The sequence below is a fragment of the Pseudoduganella guangdongensis genome, assembly GCF_009857475.1.
In the GTDB taxonomy this organism is placed as follows: domain Bacteria; phylum Pseudomonadota; class Gammaproteobacteria; order Burkholderiales; family Burkholderiaceae_D; genus Rugamonas; species Rugamonas guangdongensis.
In genome coordinates this window covers 190,653-209,228 of record NZ_WWCJ01000001.1, presented here as the reverse complement: position 1 = coordinate 209,228, position 18,576 = coordinate 190,653, and the positions used below count along the sequence as shown (strand labels likewise).

At 66.2% G+C, this 18,576-nt stretch carries 17 protein-coding genes, 1 pseudogene and 1 riboswitch; of the genes and pseudogenes, 9 read left to right on the top strand and 9 right to left on the bottom strand.

Annotation, left to right across the window (positions count from 1 at the left end; genetic code table 11):
- Positions 1–294 precede the first annotated feature (294 nt).
- Positions 295–543: pseudogene (locus tag GTP41_RS00975) on the top strand (SDR family oxidoreductase); the annotation flags it as partial.
- Positions 544–552: 9 nt separating this feature from the next.
- Here GTP41_RS00975 and GTP41_RS00970 read toward each other — a convergent pair.
- Positions 553–1,449: a LysR family transcriptional regulator gene (locus GTP41_RS00970; protein WP_161023680.1), complete on the bottom strand. Its 897-nt coding sequence runs from the start codon at positions 1,447–1,449 to the stop codon at positions 553–555.
- 99 nt (positions 1,450–1,548) lie between these two features.
- Between GTP41_RS00970 and GTP41_RS00965 the strand changes: the two genes are divergently transcribed.
- From GTP41_RS00965 to GTP41_RS00955, 3 genes are read left to right on the top strand one after another with little or no spacing between them, the layout of a single operon-like run.
- Positions 1,549–2,373 carry a pirin family protein gene (locus GTP41_RS00965; RefSeq protein WP_161023679.1) on the top strand — a complete coding sequence of 275 codons (825 nt, stop codon included), beginning with the start codon at positions 1,549–1,551 and terminating at the stop codon, positions 2,371–2,373.
- A gap of 27 nt (positions 2,374–2,400) precedes the next feature.
- Complete coding sequence (locus GTP41_RS00960; RefSeq protein WP_161023678.1) at positions 2,401–2,817, top strand: DoxX family protein; 417 nt, start codon at positions 2,401–2,403, stop codon at positions 2,815–2,817.
- A gap of 27 nt (positions 2,818–2,844) precedes the next feature.
- Positions 2,845–3,450, top strand: a complete 606-nt coding sequence (locus GTP41_RS00955) for an NADPH-dependent F420 reductase (protein WP_161023677.1) — start codon at positions 2,845–2,847, stop codon at positions 3,448–3,450.
- 126 nt (positions 3,451–3,576) lie between these two features.
- Here GTP41_RS00955 and GTP41_RS00950 read toward each other — a convergent pair whose 3' ends face one another.
- The 7 genes from GTP41_RS00950 to GTP41_RS00920 form a co-directional block, all read right to left on the bottom strand.
- Positions 3,577–3,822: a hypothetical protein gene (locus tag GTP41_RS00950; RefSeq protein ID WP_161023676.1), complete on the bottom strand. Its 246-nt coding sequence runs from the start codon at positions 3,820–3,822 to the stop codon at positions 3,577–3,579.
- 140 nt (positions 3,823–3,962) lie between these two features.
- Positions 3,963–4,964 (bottom strand): 2-hydroxyacid dehydrogenase, encoded by a 1,002-nt coding sequence (locus tag GTP41_RS00945; RefSeq protein ID WP_161023675.1) that lies wholly within the window; start codon positions 4,962–4,964, stop codon positions 3,963–3,965.
- A 28-nt stretch (positions 4,965–4,992) separates the two neighbouring features.
- On the bottom strand, positions 4,993–6,408 hold the full coding sequence (locus GTP41_RS00940) for a PepSY domain-containing protein (RefSeq protein ID WP_161023674.1): 1,416 nt from the start codon (positions 6,406–6,408) through the stop codon (positions 4,993–4,995).
- Positions 6,405–8,483 carry a TonB-dependent receptor gene (locus GTP41_RS00935; protein ID WP_161023673.1) on the bottom strand — a complete coding sequence of 693 codons (2,079 nt, stop codon included), beginning with the start codon at positions 8,481–8,483 and terminating at the stop codon, positions 6,405–6,407. The genes GTP41_RS00940 and GTP41_RS00935 overlap by 4 nt, the downstream gene beginning before the upstream one ends.
- Positions 8,480–8,818, bottom strand: coding sequence for a hypothetical protein (locus GTP41_RS00930; protein ID WP_161023672.1), 339 nt, complete (start codon positions 8,816–8,818; stop codon positions 8,480–8,482). Before GTP41_RS00930 ends, GTP41_RS00935 begins: the two co-directional genes overlap by 4 nt.
- Positions 8,815–9,258, bottom strand: coding sequence for a MotA/TolQ/ExbB proton channel family protein (locus GTP41_RS00925; RefSeq protein ID WP_161023671.1), 444 nt, complete (start codon positions 9,256–9,258; stop codon positions 8,815–8,817). Before GTP41_RS00925 ends, GTP41_RS00930 begins: the two co-directional genes overlap by 4 nt.
- Positions 9,255–13,664, bottom strand: coding sequence for a cobaltochelatase subunit CobN (locus GTP41_RS00920; RefSeq protein WP_161023670.1), 4,410 nt, complete (start codon positions 13,662–13,664; stop codon positions 9,255–9,257). The genes GTP41_RS00925 and GTP41_RS00920 overlap by 4 nt, the downstream gene beginning before the upstream one ends.
- A gap of 38 nt (positions 13,665–13,702) precedes the next feature.
- A riboswitch (cobalamin riboswitch) is annotated at positions 13,703–13,920 on the bottom strand.
- Positions 13,921–14,061: 141 nt separating this feature from the next.
- Here GTP41_RS00920 and GTP41_RS00915 point away from each other — a divergent pair.
- Entirely contained in the window at positions 14,062–14,370 is a 309-nt protein-coding gene (locus tag GTP41_RS00915) for a hypothetical protein (RefSeq protein ID WP_161023669.1), read from the top strand.
- Here GTP41_RS00915 and GTP41_RS00910 read toward each other — a convergent pair.
- Positions 14,367–15,818, bottom strand: a complete 1,452-nt coding sequence (locus tag GTP41_RS00910; protein ID WP_161023668.1) for a S41 family peptidase — start codon at positions 15,816–15,818, stop codon at positions 14,367–14,369. The two genes, GTP41_RS00915 and GTP41_RS00910, sit on opposite strands and share 4 nt — an antisense overlap.
- A 72-nt stretch (positions 15,819–15,890) precedes the next feature.
- Between GTP41_RS00910 and GTP41_RS00905 the strand changes: the two genes are divergently transcribed.
- The 4 genes from GTP41_RS00905 (at position 15,891) to GTP41_RS00890 (ending at position 18,575) form a co-directional block, all read left to right on the top strand.
- The gene (locus GTP41_RS00905; protein ID WP_202419565.1) at positions 15,891–16,148 is read left to right on the top strand and encodes a YkgJ family cysteine cluster protein; all 258 of its coding nucleotides are present in this window, start codon (positions 15,891–15,893) and stop codon (positions 16,146–16,148) included.
- Between the two features lie 22 nt (positions 16,149–16,170).
- A complete protein-coding gene (locus GTP41_RS00900) occupies positions 16,171–16,434 on the top strand; it encodes a YkgJ family cysteine cluster protein (protein WP_161023667.1) in 264 nt (87 codons plus the stop codon).
- A 42-nt stretch (positions 16,435–16,476) separates the two neighbouring features.
- Complete coding sequence (locus tag GTP41_RS00895; RefSeq protein ID WP_161023666.1) at positions 16,477–17,619, top strand: MFS transporter; 1,143 nt, start codon at positions 16,477–16,479, stop codon at positions 17,617–17,619.
- Between the two features lie 122 nt (positions 17,620–17,741).
- Positions 17,742–18,575, top strand: coding sequence for an undecaprenyl-diphosphate phosphatase (locus GTP41_RS00890; protein WP_161023665.1), 834 nt, complete (start codon positions 17,742–17,744; stop codon positions 18,573–18,575).
- Position 18,576: the final 1 nt, after the last annotated feature.

The following is an 18,576-nucleotide window of genomic DNA, read 5'->3' as shown; positions in this document are numbered from 1 at the left end:
TTAAAAATTGTAGGAATAGGCAATCATTCCTGAGGTTTGCGCGTTTCGTCATTCCGAGCCCGGCCATAACATGGTCTCTCGAAAGGAGCTCGAAACTATGAAAACTTGGCTTATTACTGGAGCAAGTCGTGGACTGGGCAGCGCAATCGCACAAGCTGCGCTCGCCAGCGGCGACCGCGTCGTGGCGACGGGGCGCGAACCTGGTTAGGTGGAAGCGGCGCTCGGCAATGAGCATGACCGCCTGCTGATCGAACGGCTGGACGTCACGGACAGCGCCTCCGTTGCGGTGGGGGGGCGACCACCGAAAGCCTGCGCCAGGAAGTCTGCGGCGATATCCGCGTCACCCTGGTTTCCCCGGGCGTGGTCGAATCAGAGCTGGCTGAATCGATTTCCGATCCGGTCGGGCGCGAAGAAATGCGCGGCTTCCGCAAGATCTCGATCAAGCCGGAGGCCATCGCCCGCACAATCGAATTCGCGATTCAACAGCCGGCCGATGTGGATGTCAGCGAGATTATCGTGCGCCCGACTGCCAGCCCGTATTAAGACACCTGCTTAAGGCACCTGCTTCTTAAGCCGATCGACAAACCATCGTCCGGCGGGGCCCGGGGGATGCTCCATCAAATGCACCGCATGCATGGAGAACCCCGGCCCGACATTGGGCTGGATTTCCAGCTCCAGCCGAACCAGTTTTCCGGTACGCAGGTCGTCTTCGACCATATGCAAGGGCATGTACCCCCACCCCAAGCCAGCGCGCAGGAAAGCATGTTTGGCGCCCATGTCGGCCAGCCGCCAGGTCTTGGCCGACATGACCCCAAAATTGCGCCCCGTCGTCAGCGATGACCGGTCCGACAACACCAGCTGCACGTGTTCACCCGCCACAGAACGCAGCACTGGTGCCGGCACTGCCGCCAGCGCATGCGAAGGCGCCACGACCGCCACTGCGGCCACGCTGACGAGAAATTCGGATGCACAGCCGGCGGGGATTTCGGGAAGAGAGCCAATGATTGCTACCCTGCAGTCGCCAGCCAGCAATGGCTGCAATACCGCCCCCAACGCTTCGACGTACAAGCGTAATGGCGTCGACGGGAACGCCTGGTGGAATGCCTGCACCGCGGAAGTCAGCTCCTCGATGGGAAACATGACGTCCACCGCCACCGCCAGTTCCGGTTCCAGCCCTTCCGACAGTGTGCGCGCCTTCGCCTTGAACGCGTCCATGCTTGCTGCGGCAAGCCTGGCCTGTTCCAGCAAGGCGTGTCCCCCTTCCGTCAGGCGCGGAAAACGTCCGGTGCGCTCAAACAGCGGGAACCCGACCTGCAGTTCAAGGTTCGCCAGCGTCGCGCTGACCACGGATTGCGCCCGCCGCAATTTGCGGCCGGCAGCGGAAAAACTGCCCTCATCAGCCGCCGCGATAAAGGTGCGCAGCTGGTCCATTGACATGCCATCGAGCATCCATCGCCTCCTTGGATATATAGCATCTAATTATATAGGCTATTCGGATAGGCTTCTGAACAATATGATTTCTCCATGCACTCACACATTGGAGCAAACATGAAGCACACCGAACCTCAACGCCAGATCGCCCACCGCAGCCAGGGCAATACCCGCGGCGGCATCGTCCGCCTGGTCAGCCCGGGCGATATCGGGCAGCTGATCAAGCCTTTCGTTTTCCTGGACCTGTTTCACCTGGAAACGGCCGGCAGCAAGATGGGCATGCACCCCCACTCCGGGATTGCCACTGTCACCGTGGTGATGGATGGCGCACTCGAATATCGCGAAACTACCGGCAACCAGGGCGAACTGCCTACCGGCGGCGTCGAATGGATGAGCGCAGGCGGCGGCGTCTGGCACGAAGGCGGCGCGGCGCCGGGCAAGCACGTCAGCGGCTTCCAACTGTGGCTCGCCTTGCCGGCAGAAGACGAGAACGGCCCGGCCAACAGCCAGTACGTGGCGCCGCAACAAGTACCAAGCGTTGGTCCCGCCCGCATCATTATCGGCAGCTACGGCGATGTGCGCAGCCCTATCCGCCCCCGCGCACCGATCAACTACCTGCACGTGAAACTCAGCGACGGCGAACGCTGGACTTACCAGACGCCCACAGGCCATGACGTGGCCTGGGTAGCGGTGGCCACCGGTGCGCTGCAAACCGCAGATAGCCTGGTGCAGAACGAAGTAGCGATCTTCGAGGATGGCGCCGGCACCATCGATTTCGTCGCCCAAGGCCCGACCGAGTTCGTTCTGGGTTCGGCAGCAAAGCATCCGTATGAATTGGTGACCGGCTATTACTCCGTGCATACGAACGCCGCCGCACTCGAACAAGGCGAACGTGAAATCCGTCGTATCGGAGCCCAGCTCCGCGCAGCAAACCTGATCTAACACCCCCACTACCTGAAAGGAAACACCATGAACTCCGCAAACACCAACATTGCTCCTGCCATTGGCCGCGTCCTGCTGGCAACGATCTTTATCTTCAGCGGCATCGGCAAGCTGCTCGCGCCGGCCGCAACCATCGGCTATATCGCTGCGGTTGGCCTGCCCGTTGCACCGCTGGCGCTTGCGGCGGCAATTGCCCTGGAGCTGGGCGGCGGCTTGATGCTCGCCATCGGCATCCAGACCCGGCTGGTGGCGGCACTACTGGCAGCGTTCTCCATCGTCACCGGCCTGGCGTTCCATAACGCGATCGGCGACCAGAACCAGCTGATCCACCTGCTGAAAAACATCGCGATGGCAGGCGGCCTGCTGCAAGTAGTGGCCTTCGGCGCAGGCGCCTTCAGTTTCGACAACCGCGCCCGTCCTGCCGTAGCCGGCAAGCTGGCGTAATCAACCCATACCCATAAGGAGCACAGCATGAAGATCAATACCGTAGGCATTATCGGCGCCGGCGCAATCGGCCAGGCATTCGCGAAGCAACTGGTCAAAGCAGGCATCAATGTCATCCTGAGCAACAGCCGTGGCCCTGAAACGCTTGCGCCGCTGGTCGATAGCCTGGGCAGCAAAGCCAGCGCCGGTAGCGTGCAACAGGCGGCGCAAGCGGACCTGGTATTCGTCAGCACCAACTGGTCGCGCACCCAGGATGCGCTCAAGGACATCCATTGGGATAACCGCATCCTGATCGACGCCACCAACCCGGTGCTTCTGCCGGGCTATAAACTGGCCGAGCTGGGCGGCAAAAACTCCAGCCAGGTCGTGAGCGGTTGGGCGCCGGGGGCACGGGTGGTCAAGGCTTTCAACACCCTGCTCGCCGCAGTCCTGGCGCAGGATCCAGCCCAGGCGGGCGGGCGCCGCGTGATCTTCGTCTCGGGCGACCACGCCGATGCGAAGGCGGACGTGGTTGCGTTGACAAACCAGCTGGGCTTTGCCAGCATTGACCTGGGCAGCCTTGAAGTCGGCGGCTATCTGCAGCAGTTCCCTGGCGGCCCGCTGCCTGCGGTGAATCTCGTCAAACTAGGATGACCTGGGGGTGCCTTGATCTCGTCCGTCGTTGCCGTACTTCCGATAGCGCGATATTGCTATTGCCGGTGATTGATCAAAGAAAACACGCGTCCATGCGAAGTGGACGCGCGCTTGGGGCCCGGCTGCTCACTTGGCTGTGCGGTAGGATTCGGCTGCGATCGGGCGGGCAGCGAAGTCGTAGTACTTGCCTAAGTCCTGTTTGAAGTTGAATGCAGGATCGCCAGCATCGCGTTCCCAGCCAATCATCAGCCAATCGCGGTGCAGTTCAGCGACGCTGCCCTGGCCGGATGATGGGCAGGTGGTGGAAAGCTCCTGCGAAAACGAAGGAGCGCTGAGGAAGGCGGCGATGAGCGCCAAAGTGACTTTAAACATTATTTGCCTCGCTTAGGTAAGGTTGAAAAGTATGTCGTCGAATTCCGCTACGCCATGGACAGAACTATAGGGATGCCATAGCCAGTATGGTGTTCGAATCGTTGATACTTATTGCCTAATCCTATTCGCGTTGCAAATCCCTACCCAGCTCTTGACAAGACCTGGTTGGCCAGTGGCTGGCCGCGCTCGAAAGCGGTGATGCTGGCGATGGTGGTCTGCATGATCTGGCCGATGGCTTCCGAGGTGAAGAAGGCCTGGTGGCCGGTGACGATCACGTTGGGGAAGGACACCAGGCGCTGGATGATGTCGTCGCAGATGATGGAAGACGAGAGGTCCTGGAAGAACAGGCTTGCCTCTTGTTCATAGACGTCAATTGCCAGGCCGCCCAGCTGGCCGGTTTTCAGTGCGGCGATGGCGGCTTCGGTATCGACCAGGCCGCCCCGGCTGGTGTTGACCAGGATGCTGCCGCGCTTGGCCTGGGCCAGGGAGGCGGCGTTGACGATGTGGCGCGTGGCGTCAGTCAGGGGGCAGTGCAGCGAGACCACGTCGCTGGCGGCGATCAGCTCGGCGACGGGCACGTAGCGGCCGCCGAGGGCTTCGAAGGCGGGGTTGGGGTGCAGGTCGTTACCCAGCACGGTGCAGCCGAAGCCGGCCATGATGCGGGCGAAGATGGTGCCGATTTTGCCGGTGCCGATGATGCCGACTGTCTTGCCGTGCAGGTCGAAGCCCATCAGGCCGTCGAGCTCGAAATTGCCTTCGCGCGTGCGCATGCTGGCGCGGGCGATCTTGCGGTTGACGGCCAGCAACAGGCCGACGGCGAATTCCGCCACGGAATACGGCGAGTAGTCGGCGACGCGCACTACGGCGATGCCGTGCTTTTCCGCGGCGGCCAGGTCGATCTGGTTGTAGCCGGTGGAACGGGTGGCGACCAGGCGCGTGCCCTGCCCTGCCAGCAGCGCCAGCACATCGGCGTCCACGGTGTCGTTTACGAACACGCAAACGGCGGTGCAGCCTTGCGCCAGCGCGGCGCTTTGCCGCGTGAGACGCTCTTCGAAGAACAGCAGCTCGTGGCCGGCCTCCTGGTTGGCTTGCGCCAGCATCAACTTATCGTAGCGGCGCGCGCTGAAAACGGCGGTCTTCATTGGGTCTCCTTTGGCGGATGCTCCAATTCTAATGGAAGATCCGCCGCCACCCGAGATAAATGCCGGTACCGGACAGCATGGCGCCCAGTACGCAGAGGGCGATCACCAGAATGTCCCACGCGGGGCGTGGACGGATGAAGTCCAGCTGGTGCAGGCCATTGAACAGCCAGCGGTTCCATCTCCTGTTGCTGTCGACGTAGCTGGCCAACTGGCCGCGCTGCGGGTCGATGTAAAAAGTGGCTTCGTCCGGCGTGTCGAAGCGCACGCGCAGCACGGGGAAGGCGCGCTCGCCGTGGTGGCTGTAGTAGTAGCTGTCTTCGCTGGCCATCATGACGGCGGATTGCACAGGCATGCCGGGCCGCATGGCCTGCGCGGCGGGCAGCAGGGTGGCGCTGGTCAAGAAGGCGGGCATGCCGCTGCCGGCATCGAGCAGGCTGCGGCCGGTGCGTGTGAGCGCGGTGAAGTAGCTGGCGCCGGCGATGCGGCGCCATTCCAGTTCCAGCGCGCCCGCGCTGCTTTGCAGGGCTGCCGCCACCGGCTGCGCCAAATCGGCCTGGGTCAATGGTCCGCCGGAGAACGCGAGCCGGTCCTGGGCCGTGATGCCAGGCGAATCAAGCCATCCGAACGGGGTGACGGAAAGCCAGCCGCTGAACAGCCAGGTGAGCGTGAGTGTGCCGGCGCCCAGGCCCAGCCAGTGGTGCCAGGCTTGCCAGCCCTTGTATGGCGAGCTGCGTCCACCTTTGTAGCGCCGGCGCAGCCGCAGGCGCTGGATGCCGAGCACCATGCCGGTCAGGGCGAGCACGAAGGTGATTGCGGAGGACCACATGACGGCTAGTCGCCAGGGCTCCGTCTTGTCGCGCAGCGGGGTGAAATACAGCCAGTGGATGACGGAGCCGGCCCAGTTCCACGCGCGCTCGCTGCGGGTGGTGTCGCGCACCAACTCGCCGGTACGGCCGGAGACGTACAGCACGCTGCCCGCGTCGTCGTCCAGCGTCACGCGGTGCAGGGGGCGGTGGGCGGAGACGCGGCCAAAGGTCCACTGGTCCAGCTCAATGCGTTCGATACTCCGCACCGCTGCGGGCGAGGGCGCGGCGGCGGCGGCCAGGTCGGCGCTGGCTTGCAGCACGCTGCCGGTGTCGGCCCAGACGGATATTTGCGGCGTCTTGCCGGCCGCAGGCTGGAAGTGGAAGGCCGGGCGGCCGGCAACGGTGTTCAGCCGCACGGCGCTGGGCAGCCTCGGCACGCCGGTCGCCTGCCAGGCCTGCAAGGCGCTGACCCGCACCGCGCTGGCATCGATCGGGGCCAGCCAGGCTTGCCGCTCCGCCTCGGTGAGCGCGGGATACGGCACGTACATCATCACCACGCCCGAACCGAACCACAGCAGCACCAGCAGGCCAAGCACAATCCCCAGCCAGCGGTGCCACAGGTGCAATTGGCGCTTCAATAGTGCCACTGCACGGTCAGTTCGGCGTGGCGGCGCTCGCCCAGCAGGTACTGGCTGTCGCCGTAGGAAGTCAGCGCATACAGCTTGTCACCCAGGTTGCGCAGGTTGAGCTGCACCTGCATGCGGCGGTTGACGTTCCAGCCCAGGGACGCGTCGAAGGTCGTGTAGGCCGGCAGCGCCTGCACATTGCTGTTGTCGATGAAGCGCTTGCCGACATGACGCAGGCCCGCCGCTGCGCGCCACGCTTCGGCGCGGTAGCCCAGCCAGGCATTAGCGGAAACCTTGGGCACATTGGCCGGACGCTTGCCGGCGCGCGAGACGTTGCCGCTTTCGATCAACTGGTCGAAGGCGGCGTCGGTGTAGGCCGCGTTGGCGTCCAGGCGCCAGCCGGGTGCCAGCGCGGCGCTGGCGGTGAACTCGGCGCCTTGCGAGGTCTGCGAACCGCCCTGGATCGACTGCGCCGGATTGGCGGGATCGCGGGTGATGATGTCGTCCTTGCGGATGCGGTACAGGGCGGCAGTCCATTCGGCCTTACCCTGCGCCAGCGATTGCTTGACGCCTGCTTCAAGCTGGCGCGCGCGGGTCAGCTTGTAGCGGCTGTTGGCCAGGTTCAGCGACAGCAGGCTGGTGACCGGATCGCTGCCGGTGCTCGCCTGCGCATACAGCGAAGTGCCCGGCGCCAGCTTCCAGGTCGCGCCCAGGCGCACCGCATTGGCGTTCAACGTAGAGGTGAAGCCGGCGGCGCCCAGCAGGCTGGTACGCTCGATGCGGTAACGATCGTGGCGCAGGCCCGCCAGCAACAGCCATTGCTCGTTCAGCGCGTAAGCATCTTCCACGTACAGCGCGTTGCTCACCGTATCGGTGTTGAAGTTGGGGCGGAACGGGTCTGGGCTGTTGAATACGCCGGGGTTGAAATTGGTCGGCGCCACGGTGGACGCACCGCCGTATGGCGAGTTGTTGGTGTGGGTGAAGTTGATGGTCGCCACTTCCCAGCCGCCCACCACGCGGTGCGCGCCTTGGTTCCAGCGCGCTTCCAGGCGATTTCCGGTGTGCTCCTGGTCGTGCCGGATGGCGATGTAATCGCTGCGTTCAACCAGTTTTGCGAGCGGGTCGTAAGCATAGCTTTCGACATTGCGCCAGTTGCGGCGCGCCTTGATGTAAGCCAGCTCGTTGCTGATGCTGAGCGCCGGCGTGGCTTGCCATGCCAGGCGCACCACGCCCTTGTCGTCCACATACTTGATCAGCGCGTCGCCCACGTTGTAGTTCTGGTCGCGCAGCTCGCCGGCAATGCGGCCATTCACCAGCGGCGTGCCAAAGTAGCGCTGCGGCTTCTGCTCGGAGTGATCCAGTTGCAGGTTCAGGTCAAGCCCGGGCGCCAGGTCGAAGGCGGCGCTGGTCAGCAGCTTGGCACGGCGTGCTTCGCCGCGATCGATAAAGCCGTCGCTGCGGTCGGCGTAGGCATCGACGCGGAAAGCGCCCTGGCCGCCCACGGCGCCGCTAGCGCCAAGGCCGCCGCGCAGTGCACGTCCGCCGCCGAAGCCGGCCAGGGCTTCAAAGCTGCTGGCGCGCTGCGGCGCCTTGCGCACGGCGTTGATGGTGGCGCCGGTGGTGCCGCTGCCGTACACGATGGAGCCCGGGCCGCGCAGCACTTCAATGTAGTCATAGCCCCAGGGGTCGGACGGGCCGGTGGCGGTGCCGGAGCCGACCAGCAGGCGCTGGCCGTCTTCCAGCATGGCGACGGAGCTGTTGCCGTTAAAGCCGCGCGCGGAGTAGCTGATGCCATTGCCGGGGGAACTGCTGTCGGTCAGGCCGGTGGTGCGGGTGATGGCTTCTTTCACCAGCAGGTCGCCGCGCGCGCGGATGGTGTCGGTGTCCAGCGCTTCAACGCTGGCGGGCGTTTCCGCGATGCTCAGGCCAAGGCGGCTGCCGGTGGCGTTCTGGCGCGCCAGTCCCAGGCTACTGTCGGCTGTGCCGTTGACGGTGACGCTTGGCAGGGTGATGTCGTCGCTGGCTGCGGCAGGTGCGGCGCAAAGGATGGCGGCGGCGGCCGCGATGCTGCTTAAGTGTGTGTTCATTTCTTTGTTTCGGTTTTTGCAGGTTCGACCAGCACCAGCTGGCCGGTTTTCGGGTCGCGGAATACTTCGCCGACGCGGTCGTAGCCGCTGCCGGCCTGGCTGATGCCGGCGGCGGGGCGCTCAATCAGCTTGCCCTTCTCCACCGGCTTCTGCTTGGCGAGCGCGCCCTGGCTGCCGGCAATGGCGGCGATCAGGCCGCAGGCAAAGACCAGCATGACGTCCACCAGGTTGACAAGGCTGGCGCGCGGGTCTTCGTCGCTGTCGTCAAAACGCGAATCGAGGTGCTGGTACAGGCGCAGGCGTTTGCGGCCCGCTGGTGGGGCGTTGTCCCTCATGCCGCGTGCTCCATGGCTTCCAGCGTTTCTTCGTACCAGCGGCGGCGCAGTTTGCCGATCACCAGGCCGGCAATGCCGGCCACCAGGCCAAGCACGGTGGCGTCGAAGGCGACCGTGACGGCGCTGGCGAGTTGGGCGGGGTTGCCTTGGCCGAGAGCGGCCAGGCCGGGGCCAAGGGGGATGATGGTGGCCATCAGGCCGAGCATCGGCGGGATGCGGGCCAGCAGGTCGGCGCGCTCCAGTCGGTGGCGGGCCAGCGCCTGCACGTGGGCGGCGTTGCCGCTGGCGCGCAGCTTGGCGAGGCCATTGAAGCGTTCACCGACGGCGATGCCTGCTTCCAGCGCGGCGATGGCGCAGGCGGCGAGCAGCGCCAGCAGGGCCGGGGCGAGGAGGAGGCTGACACCGTCATGCAGCCAGGCGTAAGAGATGTTTTCGATCATTTGTATGCTCCTTGGGGGATGAGTGTCTGGGTGCCGCGCAGCAGGCCTAGCGCGAACAGGGCGACGGCGCCGGCCAGCAGGGCAAGCAGCTTGATTGCGCGCTCGGCGGCTGTCTGCCCGGGTTCGGCAAGGTCGCGCAGCTCGTAGGCTTGCACGGGGTTTTCGGTGGCATTGCTTGGCGCCACGGCGCCCGGTTGGGCGGTCTTTGCGGTGGGCTCGCTCGTCGTGTCCGGGCTTGACTGGCGGGGCGCGCTTGGGGGCGCGGCAGCGGCGGCAAGCGCGCTCACGGCGTCGGCCGGCAGCAGGTCGCCGCGTGCCTTGGCGAGCGTCGCGCTGAGCGCCTGCGCATCGGCGCCATCCAGCTGCGGTGACAGCCACTGCCACATCGGGTGATCCGGCGCGGTATGGCCGCTGCCCGGCAGGCCGTTGCTGGCCACCAGGCGCGCCAGCTCGCCGCCCATCTGCTTGATGGTGGCGTCGTCGGTTTTCCAATAGCCTTTCTCCGCCGCCACCATGAAGATGGCCAGCATGTGCGCCTTGGCATGCGCATTGTGGCGCTGGCCCAGGAACTGCGGCAGGCCGATCTTGTGCGCGTCGTCGAAGTAGACCGACTTCACCTCGTCCCAGGCCCAGTTTTTCACCAGGTCGGGACGCGTGACCTGCCAGCCCCACAGGTTCTCCAGGAACTCCTGTCCCATGGTGCGGGCGCCGGCATAGCCGTGCCCCATCAAGGGCTTGAGCCAGGCCGGGTTCAGGAAGCGGCCGCGCAGCTCGCCCATCAGCGCGGAGGCCAGCGGTTCGACATCGGCACGGCCAGGCTGGGCGTGCTGCAGGATCAGCGCATCGGGCACGCGGCCGGTGCGGCTCTCCACAGCCAGCGACAGGCCGCCGAGGTAGTCGAAGGCGTCGTTGTTGTCCAGCAGTCCATACAGGTTGCTGGCGCGGCCATGGTAAGTGCGGGTGATGCCGTCCAGCGCGGTGTCGAAGGCGGCGTGGTGCGATTCACCGCTGGCATCCAGTCCGTAGGCGTGGCCCATGCGCAGGCGGTAAGCCTTGCCGATTTCCTCGCGCTCGCGCCAGGCGCCGGAACGCTCGGTCAGGCGGTTGACGCCCGCACCGTAGGCGCCGGGAGCGTCGCCGAAGATGCGTTGCGCGGCAGCGCGGCCAGCCTCCGCCAGCGGCATGCCGCCAGCCTGCAAGGCGCGCACACGCACCAGCCATTCGCGCGCCACACGGTTGCTGCCGGTCGGCTCGCTGCCCCACGCGGCATGCGGGCCGGCGCCAACGCCGGTGGCGCTGACGCTGCCCAGCGGCGCCAACGCCGCCTCCAGCGCCTCCCGCAAGGCCGGCTCCTGCCCCGCAATGCCGGCGGCGGAAGCGGCCAAGGCCATGCGGCCGGCGCGGTCGATCAGGCGGATCAGGTTGGGATACAGGTCGCGGAACAGGCCGGACGTGGTCACCAGCGCATCGCGCCGCACCGCGCCCGGCAGCAGACGCACGTCGTTCACGATGCCGCGCGCATTCCACACCGGCTCCGCGCCCATCATGGCCAGCGCAAAGGCTACCATCACGCCCTCATCGCGCACCGCGTCGGAAGCCCACAGCAGGATGCCTTCGCTGCCCGCAGTGGAGCGCTCACGGGCCGCGGCTTTGGCCGCCAGGCCGGAGCCCATCTGGTAGCCGATTTTGGTCGGCAGGATGTCGCCATCCACCGCGTGGAAATTGCGTCCGGTCGGCAGCGACTCCGGCGAACGCAGGGGATCATTGCCCTTGCCCGGCTCGATATAGCGGCCATCCAGCCCCGCCAGCAGCGAGCGCATTTCGTTGGCCGGCGATTCGCCCAGCTTGCGCGCCACCTCCGGATCATCGATGCCGCCCTTCTTCATCGACTCCAGCATCAGGTCGATCGACTCGGGACGCCACTGGCGGCCGAAGATATGCAAGCCGTGCGGCATGAACTTTTCCTGCAGCTTGGTCAGGTAGTGGCCAACCTCGTGCGCCAGCAAATCGTCGTCGGCAGCGTCGAAGCCGATGCCGCGCACCGCCAGCACGTCCGCCATCGACGCCTCCAGCTCCGCCTTCAGGTTCAACGCCACCACGCGCTCGCGCATCAGCTGCGCCGCCTTGGCCTTGAGCGATTCCGAGCTGGCCGCTTCATAGCTCTCCACGATCTGGCGCAGCGACAGCAGCTCGTCGTACAGCGGGGTCGATGCCAGCGGCGGCGTCAAATGGTCCACCATGACCGCCAGGCCGCGCCGCTTGGCCTGCGTGCCCTCGCCCACACCGTCCACGATATACGGATAGACGCCCGGCAGGTCGCCCGCGATCAAGCTGGAGAAATCATCGCCCGCCAGGCCGACCGCTTTACCGGGCAGGAACTCATACGTCGAGTGGCGCCCCACGTGCACCAGCGCATCGGCCTTGAAGCGGTCGCGCAGCCAATGGTAGAAAGCCAGGTACTGGTGCGGCGGCGGCACGCTGGTATTCGCATGCAGCAGCTCTTCGTCCACCTCCCAGCCGCGCGGCGGCTGCGGGCCGATGAACACATTGCCGAATACCAGCCCCGGCACCAGCAGCTTGCCGCTGTCCACCATGATCTTTCCCGGCGCCGGCCCCCAACCCTTCAGACCCTCGATGCGGTAGGTCGCCAGGCGGCGCTGCAGCGGCGCCAGCGCGGCGCAACGGCGCGCCGCGCGTTCGCTCAGGCAGGCCGCATAGCCTTGCGCCAGCGCCTCCAGGTCGCGCATGGCCGCTTCGCGCTGCGGATGGTCGGCGCCCTCCACCAGATGCTGCAGTTCCTTGATAACGACTTCCGCCTGTTTGCGGCCCAGCGCCCACTCGCGCGCGCCCTCCGCCTGCAGGACGTCGGCATGCAGGCGCCCCAGCAGGCCGCTGGTCATCTCGCCCTGCACGCGCGGCGACAAGGTGCCAAACCACTTCGCATAATCGGCCGCGCTCACACTGTTGACCGCGGCCGCCAGCTCGCGCAGCCCGGCGCGGTCTTCCGGCAGGTTGACGCCATGCGCCATGATTCGGTCCAGCAGCGCCTCCTGCGTCGCAGGCAGTTCGCCCACGTTGTAGCCGGCGCCTTTCAGCGCATGCAGCATGTCGAACAGGGTGGCCGGCACGTCCAGGTTGTCGGCGCCGATATTCTGGCGGCCCGGCGGGTGGTTGTAATAGACCAGGGCCACGCGCTTGTCCTTATTGGCCTTGCTGCGCAGCGCCAGCCAGCGTTCCACGCGCGCCGCCAGACGCTCGGCCTCCGCCGCCAGCACTACCGGCGGACGGTTTTCGATACCGGTCAGCTTATCGCGCTGCGGCTCGCCCAGGGCTGCCACCACGATAGGCTGGCCGATGCCCTGCAGCTCCGGCAGCGCCACGCGGTATTGCACCGAGTCCGGCGGCAGGCCGTCCGGCGACAGGCGCCATTGCATGGCCGTGCGGTCCGACAGGCGGATCGCCTTGAACAAAGGGAGGTCGAGGCGCTTGAACGCCTCGCTCACCGCCTCGCGGTTCTCTGCGGCGCCCACCACAAAGTCCTGCAGCACCACCAGGGCCGCCGGCACGGCCGGGGCGATCAGTTCCGGCAAGCGCTCCAGCGCCTCGCGCGAAGCGCCGCCCCAGCGCGGCAGCACCTGCACGCACTGCTGGCCGGTGCGCTCGACCTGGCGGCACAGTGCGGCCGGCACCACGCCGTCCATATTCGACAGGTCCAGCACCACCACGGTGGGGCGCGCCTGCACGCCCAACTGCGACGCGCGGCCCCAGGCCGCCGCATCCTGCAGCTCGCGCTCGCCCATGCGCACGCGCAAGGTCGGCTCCGGCAACGGCGCGGCCAGCGCGCGCGCCGGGTCGAGCAGGTGGGCCAGCAGCGCGCTCGTGTTGTCGCGGCCCCCGGCCTGCCACACCTGGCGCGCCGCCAGCCACTGGCCGGCCGCCGGCAAGGCACGCGCCGCCTGCAGCGCCGCCGGCGGCGGCTGTTCGCCGGACAGCTGGCGCAAAGTCTCGGGCGAAAAGCCCTGCAGGCTGCCCTGGCGCCCGCGCGACATCAGGCTTAGCGAGGCTTCGCCATTGAAGGCCAGCACCGTGGCGGCAGCGCGCGCGTGGCGCGGCAAGGCCTCCTTCAGGCGCCGCGCCGGGTCGCCGAACAGCGACACCGCCAGGATGCTGTCGGCCTGCGCCAGCCACTGGGCGGCCTGCTTGTCGTCCGCCGCCATCCACTGCGCCGGCGTGCGCAGGATGATGCGGTCTTGGGGATGGCTGGCCAAATGGCGATGGGCCGCTTCGATCGCCGTCGGGGCGGCGCGTTCGGTCACGATGGCGAACAAGGTGGCGGCGTCGGCACGCGCACACGCGAACGCACATAGCAGGACCGCAATGATCCGAGCAAAGGTAAAGGTAGGCACAGGAAATCCGAGCACGCAAAACCTCACCCCGGGTTTTGCACAATCAAACTTGACTGGCCGGTCTTCTGGCTCGCCTTCATCCTCCCCTGGCCTGGCCTTCCCGCGCGCGTGCGCAGTGGCGTTGGTCAGCTTCGTCTGGCTTACAGCAGCGGGGGCTGCGCCGGAATGGCGGGGGATGGTAATCCCGCGCGTCACCGGCTTCCCGTTTCACCTCCCTGCAGGCTTGCAGAAAGGCACCAATCAAGTAACGGGCGCCATTTTAGCATGACAGGAAAACATGGCCAGACAGGCAACAAGTGTTGTTATGAGGATGTAATTCGTGAGAATTATTGGTAAATCAAAGAGAAAAGGTATTTACTGGTAATTGCGCGTCAACGAACGCGTCTGGGAGAGAAAAATGCATAACAAGACAACTTTGCAAGTCCTGGCCGCGGCCTCGGGACTTGGGGACGAGCGCATACAAGAGCTCTGGGAAGGTGCCGACATGTATGCCCGTGCGCAGGCCGGCAACCCCGAATCGCCCCTTTACCAGCGGGTGCTGCATGAACGCATGGCCGTAATGGTCGAACGCGAGGTGGCCAAACGCCAGCCGGCGAGCGGCCAGGCGGCCTGGGTCATGGCGGACGCCCACCTCGGCCAGATCGAGGTCACGCTATCCGATGCGCTGAAAGCCTTTGGCGGCCGCTCCCAGCACGTCATGCATTAACGCGGCAACGCCGCCAGCACGGCCTTGCGCACCGCCGCGTCATTTCGCATGTCCACCCGCAGCGGCACGTCCGGCGCCAGCACGCGGTTGTGCCCGTGCTCGGGCGGGCGTTCGCGCATGACCTTCATAGGCAACTGCAGGCGATTGCCGCTGGGCAGGCTCACATAAGCCGCTTCGGTATAGCTGCTGCTGGCACTGGTGGCCTGGCCCATATGTACCAGTGCCGGCACGCGCCGCACCCCCTCGGCAAAATCCCGGCAGGTGGTCGCGCAATTCTCGTCGGTTACCAGCGCCAGCTTGCCGCTGAAGCGTCTCAGCCGTGCCTGCATGAAGACAAAGTCGGCACGCGACAACTTCAGCCCGCCATCCTGCTCAATCCAGTGCCGGCCGTCTTTCTGCGCCATAAGGAACTGGTTGCGGAAGGTATCGAGCCAGTCGGCCTGCCTGCTGTCCGGCCCTTCGGCAGCTTTGGCCAGGGCGATGCGGCGTTCCATTTCCTTCACAGCGATGTCCGAGGCGCGCCACTCACCGTATTCGCGCGGCGCACCGGAAGCATCGTAGGACAGGCCGCCCGTGACCGCTGTGTAAACGGAATAGGCAAACTGCAGGTCCTCACCGGCGCTGCCGCGGGTATCGAAAACAATGGCGCGCACATCCTTCAGTTCGCGCATTTCTTCCAGCAAGGCCTCCTTTTTCTCCGCCGTTTGGGAACCCTCCCGGAAATCGCTGACGCGTATCCACAGCAGGCCATCGCGCAGCGTGTAGCCAAAGGGAGCTGGAACCGGGGCCGTTGGCGGCATGGCCCAGCCTTCCTGCGCAGTCACCGCGCTGTAATGCTGCGCCAACGCCAGCACCTCTCCTTTAGCGGTGCGGAAAGTGCACTGTTTCAGCGCGTCGCCCCGCATGTCCAGCCGGGTAAAGGCTGCAGCCAGGCCATGACGCACGCCCGGCAGGTCGCGTCCATCAAAGTAGCGCGCCCGCTGGCGCAGGCGCTGGTCCGGGGCCTGGCCGTCGCAGGACAGCAGCCTGGCCCCGACCGGCGGCAACGGCTTGGCCCAGCCGGACAGGACAGCGCCAACGCGGTAGGTGCCGTTCGCATAGTCGAGGCGCCAGCCAGCCACGCTGACCTGATCCCCGGCCTTGCGCACATCATCCAGGTACGTCAGGCTGCCGTCCTGGAATCCTGCCAGGTAGTAGCGCACCACCGCCAGCATGCTGTCGTAACTATCGACCATTGGCAGCATGGCGCGCGCCTGTTCATAGCCCTTCGCATCCCACTGGCCAAAGGCCGGATTGTCCTTATCGATAGCTCCAGGATGGCCAGCACGGACGGCGTCGCGCGCAGCGTCCAGCTCACTGGCTGCCTGGTCGCGCCAGTGGGTTTCAGGGGCCGCGTGGGCGGTCACGGCAGCCAACAGGGCGGCCAGCAGGAGAGGAAAAAGTTTCATGGCGCGCATTATGCAAGCAGCAACCGGTGAAAAATCTAACTGAATCCCACATTGCACTAGAATAAGATCACCATGAATCGCGACCCGATCCCGTGCCGCCCGCATTGCGGCGCCTGCTGCACCGCGCCCGCGATCGACAGCCCGATCCCCGGCATGCCGCAGGGGAAGCCGGCTGGCGTGCCCTGCATTCATCTGGATGCGCAGCGGCGCTGCCGGCTGTATGGCTTACCGGAGCGGCCACGGGTCTGCCTCGACTTTACCGCCGACGAATTGATTTGCGGCGAGTCGCGCGAGCAGGCCATGCGCTGGCTGGGCTGGGCCAAGGCGTGAACAGGTAAAATACCGCCCCATCATGAGTTTCCAATGCCGCCCCGCCTGCGGCGCCTGCTGCACGGCGCCCTCCATTACCTCGCCGATCCCCGGTATGCCGAACGGCAAGCCGGCGGGCGTGCGCTGCGTGCAACTGGGCGACAACGACCTGTGCATGATCTTTGGCCGCCCCGAGCGGCCCGCTTTCTGCGGCGGCCTGCAGCCGTCGGCGGAAATGTGCGGTGCGACGCGCGCGCAGGCCATGCTCTGGCTGACCACGCTGGAACGCGCCACCGCACCGGACTGAGCGCTGCGCAGCCCATGCGCGGCTCGGTTAAAATGTTCATCTATGAATCAAACCATCGACCACCGCCACCGCCTTTCCACCCGCCTTGCCTTCTTGACCGCCGGTCTGGCCATGTCCGCCTGGGCGCCGCTGGTGCCGTATGCCAAGGAGCGGCTGGGGCTGGCCGAGGGGCCGCTCGGGCTGCTTCTGCTGTGCCTGGGCGCCGGTTCGCTGCTGGCCATGCCGCTGACTGGCGCGCTGGCGGCGCGTTTCGGCTGCCGCGCGGTGGTCTTGTGGTCGGCCCTGGTGGTCTGCCTGGCCCTGCCCGGCCTGGCGCTGGCGCCCACGCCCGTCCTGCTCGGCCTGGTGCTGTTCGTCTTCGGCGCCGCGCTCGGCACCATGGATGTGGCCATGAACGTGCAGGCCGTGATGGTGGAGAAGGCCAGCGGCGGCGCCCTGATGTCCGGCTTCCACGGCATGTTCAGCCTGGGCGGCTTTGCCGGTGCCGGCAGCATGGCCCTCCTCCTGTGGCTGGGCAGCGGGCCGCTGGGCGCCTGCCTGGCCATCGTGCTGCTGGTGGCGCTGCTGCTGTGGCGCGCCAGCCCCGACCTGCTGCACGAGCCGGAGGCGCGCGACGGCGCCGGCCCGGCCTTTGCCATGCCGCATGGCGCGGTGATCTTTATCGGCGTGCTGTGCTTCATCGTCTTCCTGGCGGAGGGCGCCATGCTGGACTGGAGCGCCGTCTTCCTGAGCGCCGAACGCGGGCTGGAGGAAGGGCGCGCCGGCCTGGGCTACGCCGCCTTCGCCGTCGCCATGACGGTCGGCCGCCTGAGCGGCGACTGCGTGGTGGGCCGCTTCGGCGCCCGCCCGGTGCTGCTGGCCGGCGGCCTGTGCGCGGCGGCGGGCTTTTTCACCGCCGTGGCGGCATCCAGCGCGGCCCTGGCCCTGCTAGGTTTTGTGCTGGTCGGCCTGGGCGCCTCGAACATCGTGCCTATCTTGTTTACCGCCGCCGGCAACCAGAAAGCCATGCCGGCCAGCCTGGCCATTGCCGCCATCACCACCATCGGCTACGCCGGTATCCTGGCCGGCCCGGCCCTGATCGGCTTCGTGGCCCACTTTTCCAGCCTGAAGCTGGCCTTTGCCGCGCTGGGCGGCGCCTTGCTGCTGGTTGCCGCCAGCGCACGCCTGGTGCGCGTCCATCCCTGATCCAGCGCAAACCGTGCCCGGCCAATAACGTTAATCTTGGATTAAGTCGTTCGGCCCGGGCGCTCATGGTAAGCTTCGTGCCCGCGTAGCATCCCGCCACCGTCACAATTAACAAATTCACAATGGATATCGTTCTCGCGCTGAAGGCCCTGATCATGGGTCTGGTCGAAGGGTTTACAGAATTCCTGCCAATCTCCTCCACCGGCCACCTGATCCTGGCCGGCAGCCTGCTCGATTTCACGGGCCCCAAGGTGAAAGTGTTCGAGATCGTGATCCAGGGCGGCGCCATGCTGGCGGTGATCTGGGAATACCGGCGCAAGATCGGCGAGGTGCTGGCCGGCCTGCCGCATGACCGCAAGGCGCAACGCTTCGCGCTGAATATCCTGATCGGCTTCGTGCCGGCCGGCCTGCTGGCCTTCCTGTTCAACAAGAGCATCACCGCCCTGCTGTTCCATCCGGTGCCGGTGGCGCTGGCCTTCATCATCGGCGGCTTCATCATCCTGTGGGTGGAGCGCCGCGCGCGCCTCAATCCGGTTACCGTGCGCGTGCATTCGGTAGACGATATGAGCGTGGCCGATGCGCTGAAAGTCGGCTGCGCCCAGGCCTTCGCCCTGATCCCCGGTACCAGCCGTTCCGGCGCCACCATCATCGGCGGCCTGCTGGTCGGCCTTTCGCGCAAGGCGGCCACCGAGTTCTCCTTCTTCCTCGCGATCCCGACCCTGTTGTCGGCCACCTTCTATTCGCTGTGGAAGGAACGCGCCCTGCTGTCCGTGGCCGACCTGCCGATGTTCACCATTGGCACGGTGTCCGCATTCATCTCCGCCTTCTTGTGCGTGCGCTGGCTGCTGCGCTACGTCAGCACCCACGGTTTCACCTTCTTCGCCTGGTACCGCATCGTATTCGGCCTGGTGGTGCTGCTCACCGCCTACACCGGCATCGTTACCTGGCACGACTAAG

What these genes read in the sequence shown, in the direction of transcription:
- GTP41_RS00970 (WP_161023680.1), bottom strand. Translation starts at nt 1,449, where the DNA reads ATGCTCGATGGCATGTCAATGGACCAGCTGCGCACCTTTATCGCGGCG.
- GTP41_RS00965 (WP_161023679.1), top strand. Translation starts at nt 1,549, where the DNA reads ATGAAGCACACCGAACCTCAACGCCAGATCGCCCACCGCAGCCAGGGC.
- GTP41_RS00960 (WP_161023678.1), top strand. Translation starts at nt 2,401, where the DNA reads ATGAACTCCGCAAACACCAACATTGCTCCTGCCATTGGCCGCGTCCTG.
- GTP41_RS00955 (WP_161023677.1), top strand. Translation starts at nt 2,845, where the DNA reads ATGAAGATCAATACCGTAGGCATTATCGGCGCCGGCGCAATCGGCCAG.
- GTP41_RS00950 (WP_161023676.1), bottom strand. Translation starts at nt 3,822, where the DNA reads ATGTTTAAAGTCACTTTGGCGCTCATCGCCGCCTTCCTCAGCGCTCCT.
- GTP41_RS00945 (WP_161023675.1), bottom strand. Translation starts at nt 4,964, where the DNA reads ATGAAGACCGCCGTTTTCAGCGCGCGCCGCTACGATAAGTTGATGCTG.
- GTP41_RS00935 (WP_161023673.1), bottom strand. Translation starts at nt 8,483, where the DNA reads ATGAACACACACTTAAGCAGCATCGCGGCCGCCGCCGCCATCCTTTGC.
- GTP41_RS00930 (WP_161023672.1), bottom strand. Translation starts at nt 8,818, where the DNA reads ATGAGGGACAACGCCCCACCAGCGGGCCGCAAACGCCTGCGCCTGTAC.
- GTP41_RS00925 (WP_161023671.1), bottom strand. Translation starts at nt 9,258, where the DNA reads ATGATCGAAAACATCTCTTACGCCTGGCTGCATGACGGTGTCAGCCTC.
- GTP41_RS00915 (WP_161023669.1), top strand. Translation starts at nt 14,062, where the DNA reads ATGCATAACAAGACAACTTTGCAAGTCCTGGCCGCGGCCTCGGGACTT.
- GTP41_RS00910 (WP_161023668.1), bottom strand. Translation starts at nt 15,818, where the DNA reads ATGAAACTTTTTCCTCTCCTGCTGGCCGCCCTGTTGGCTGCCGTGACC.
- GTP41_RS00905 (WP_202419565.1), top strand. Translation starts at nt 15,891, where the DNA reads ATGAATCGCGACCCGATCCCGTGCCGCCCGCATTGCGGCGCCTGCTGC.
- GTP41_RS00900 (WP_161023667.1), top strand. Translation starts at nt 16,171, where the DNA reads ATGAGTTTCCAATGCCGCCCCGCCTGCGGCGCCTGCTGCACGGCGCCC.
- GTP41_RS00895 (WP_161023666.1), top strand. Translation starts at nt 16,477, where the DNA reads ATGAATCAAACCATCGACCACCGCCACCGCCTTTCCACCCGCCTTGCC.
- GTP41_RS00890 (WP_161023665.1), top strand. Translation starts at nt 17,742, where the DNA reads ATGGATATCGTTCTCGCGCTGAAGGCCCTGATCATGGGTCTGGTCGAA.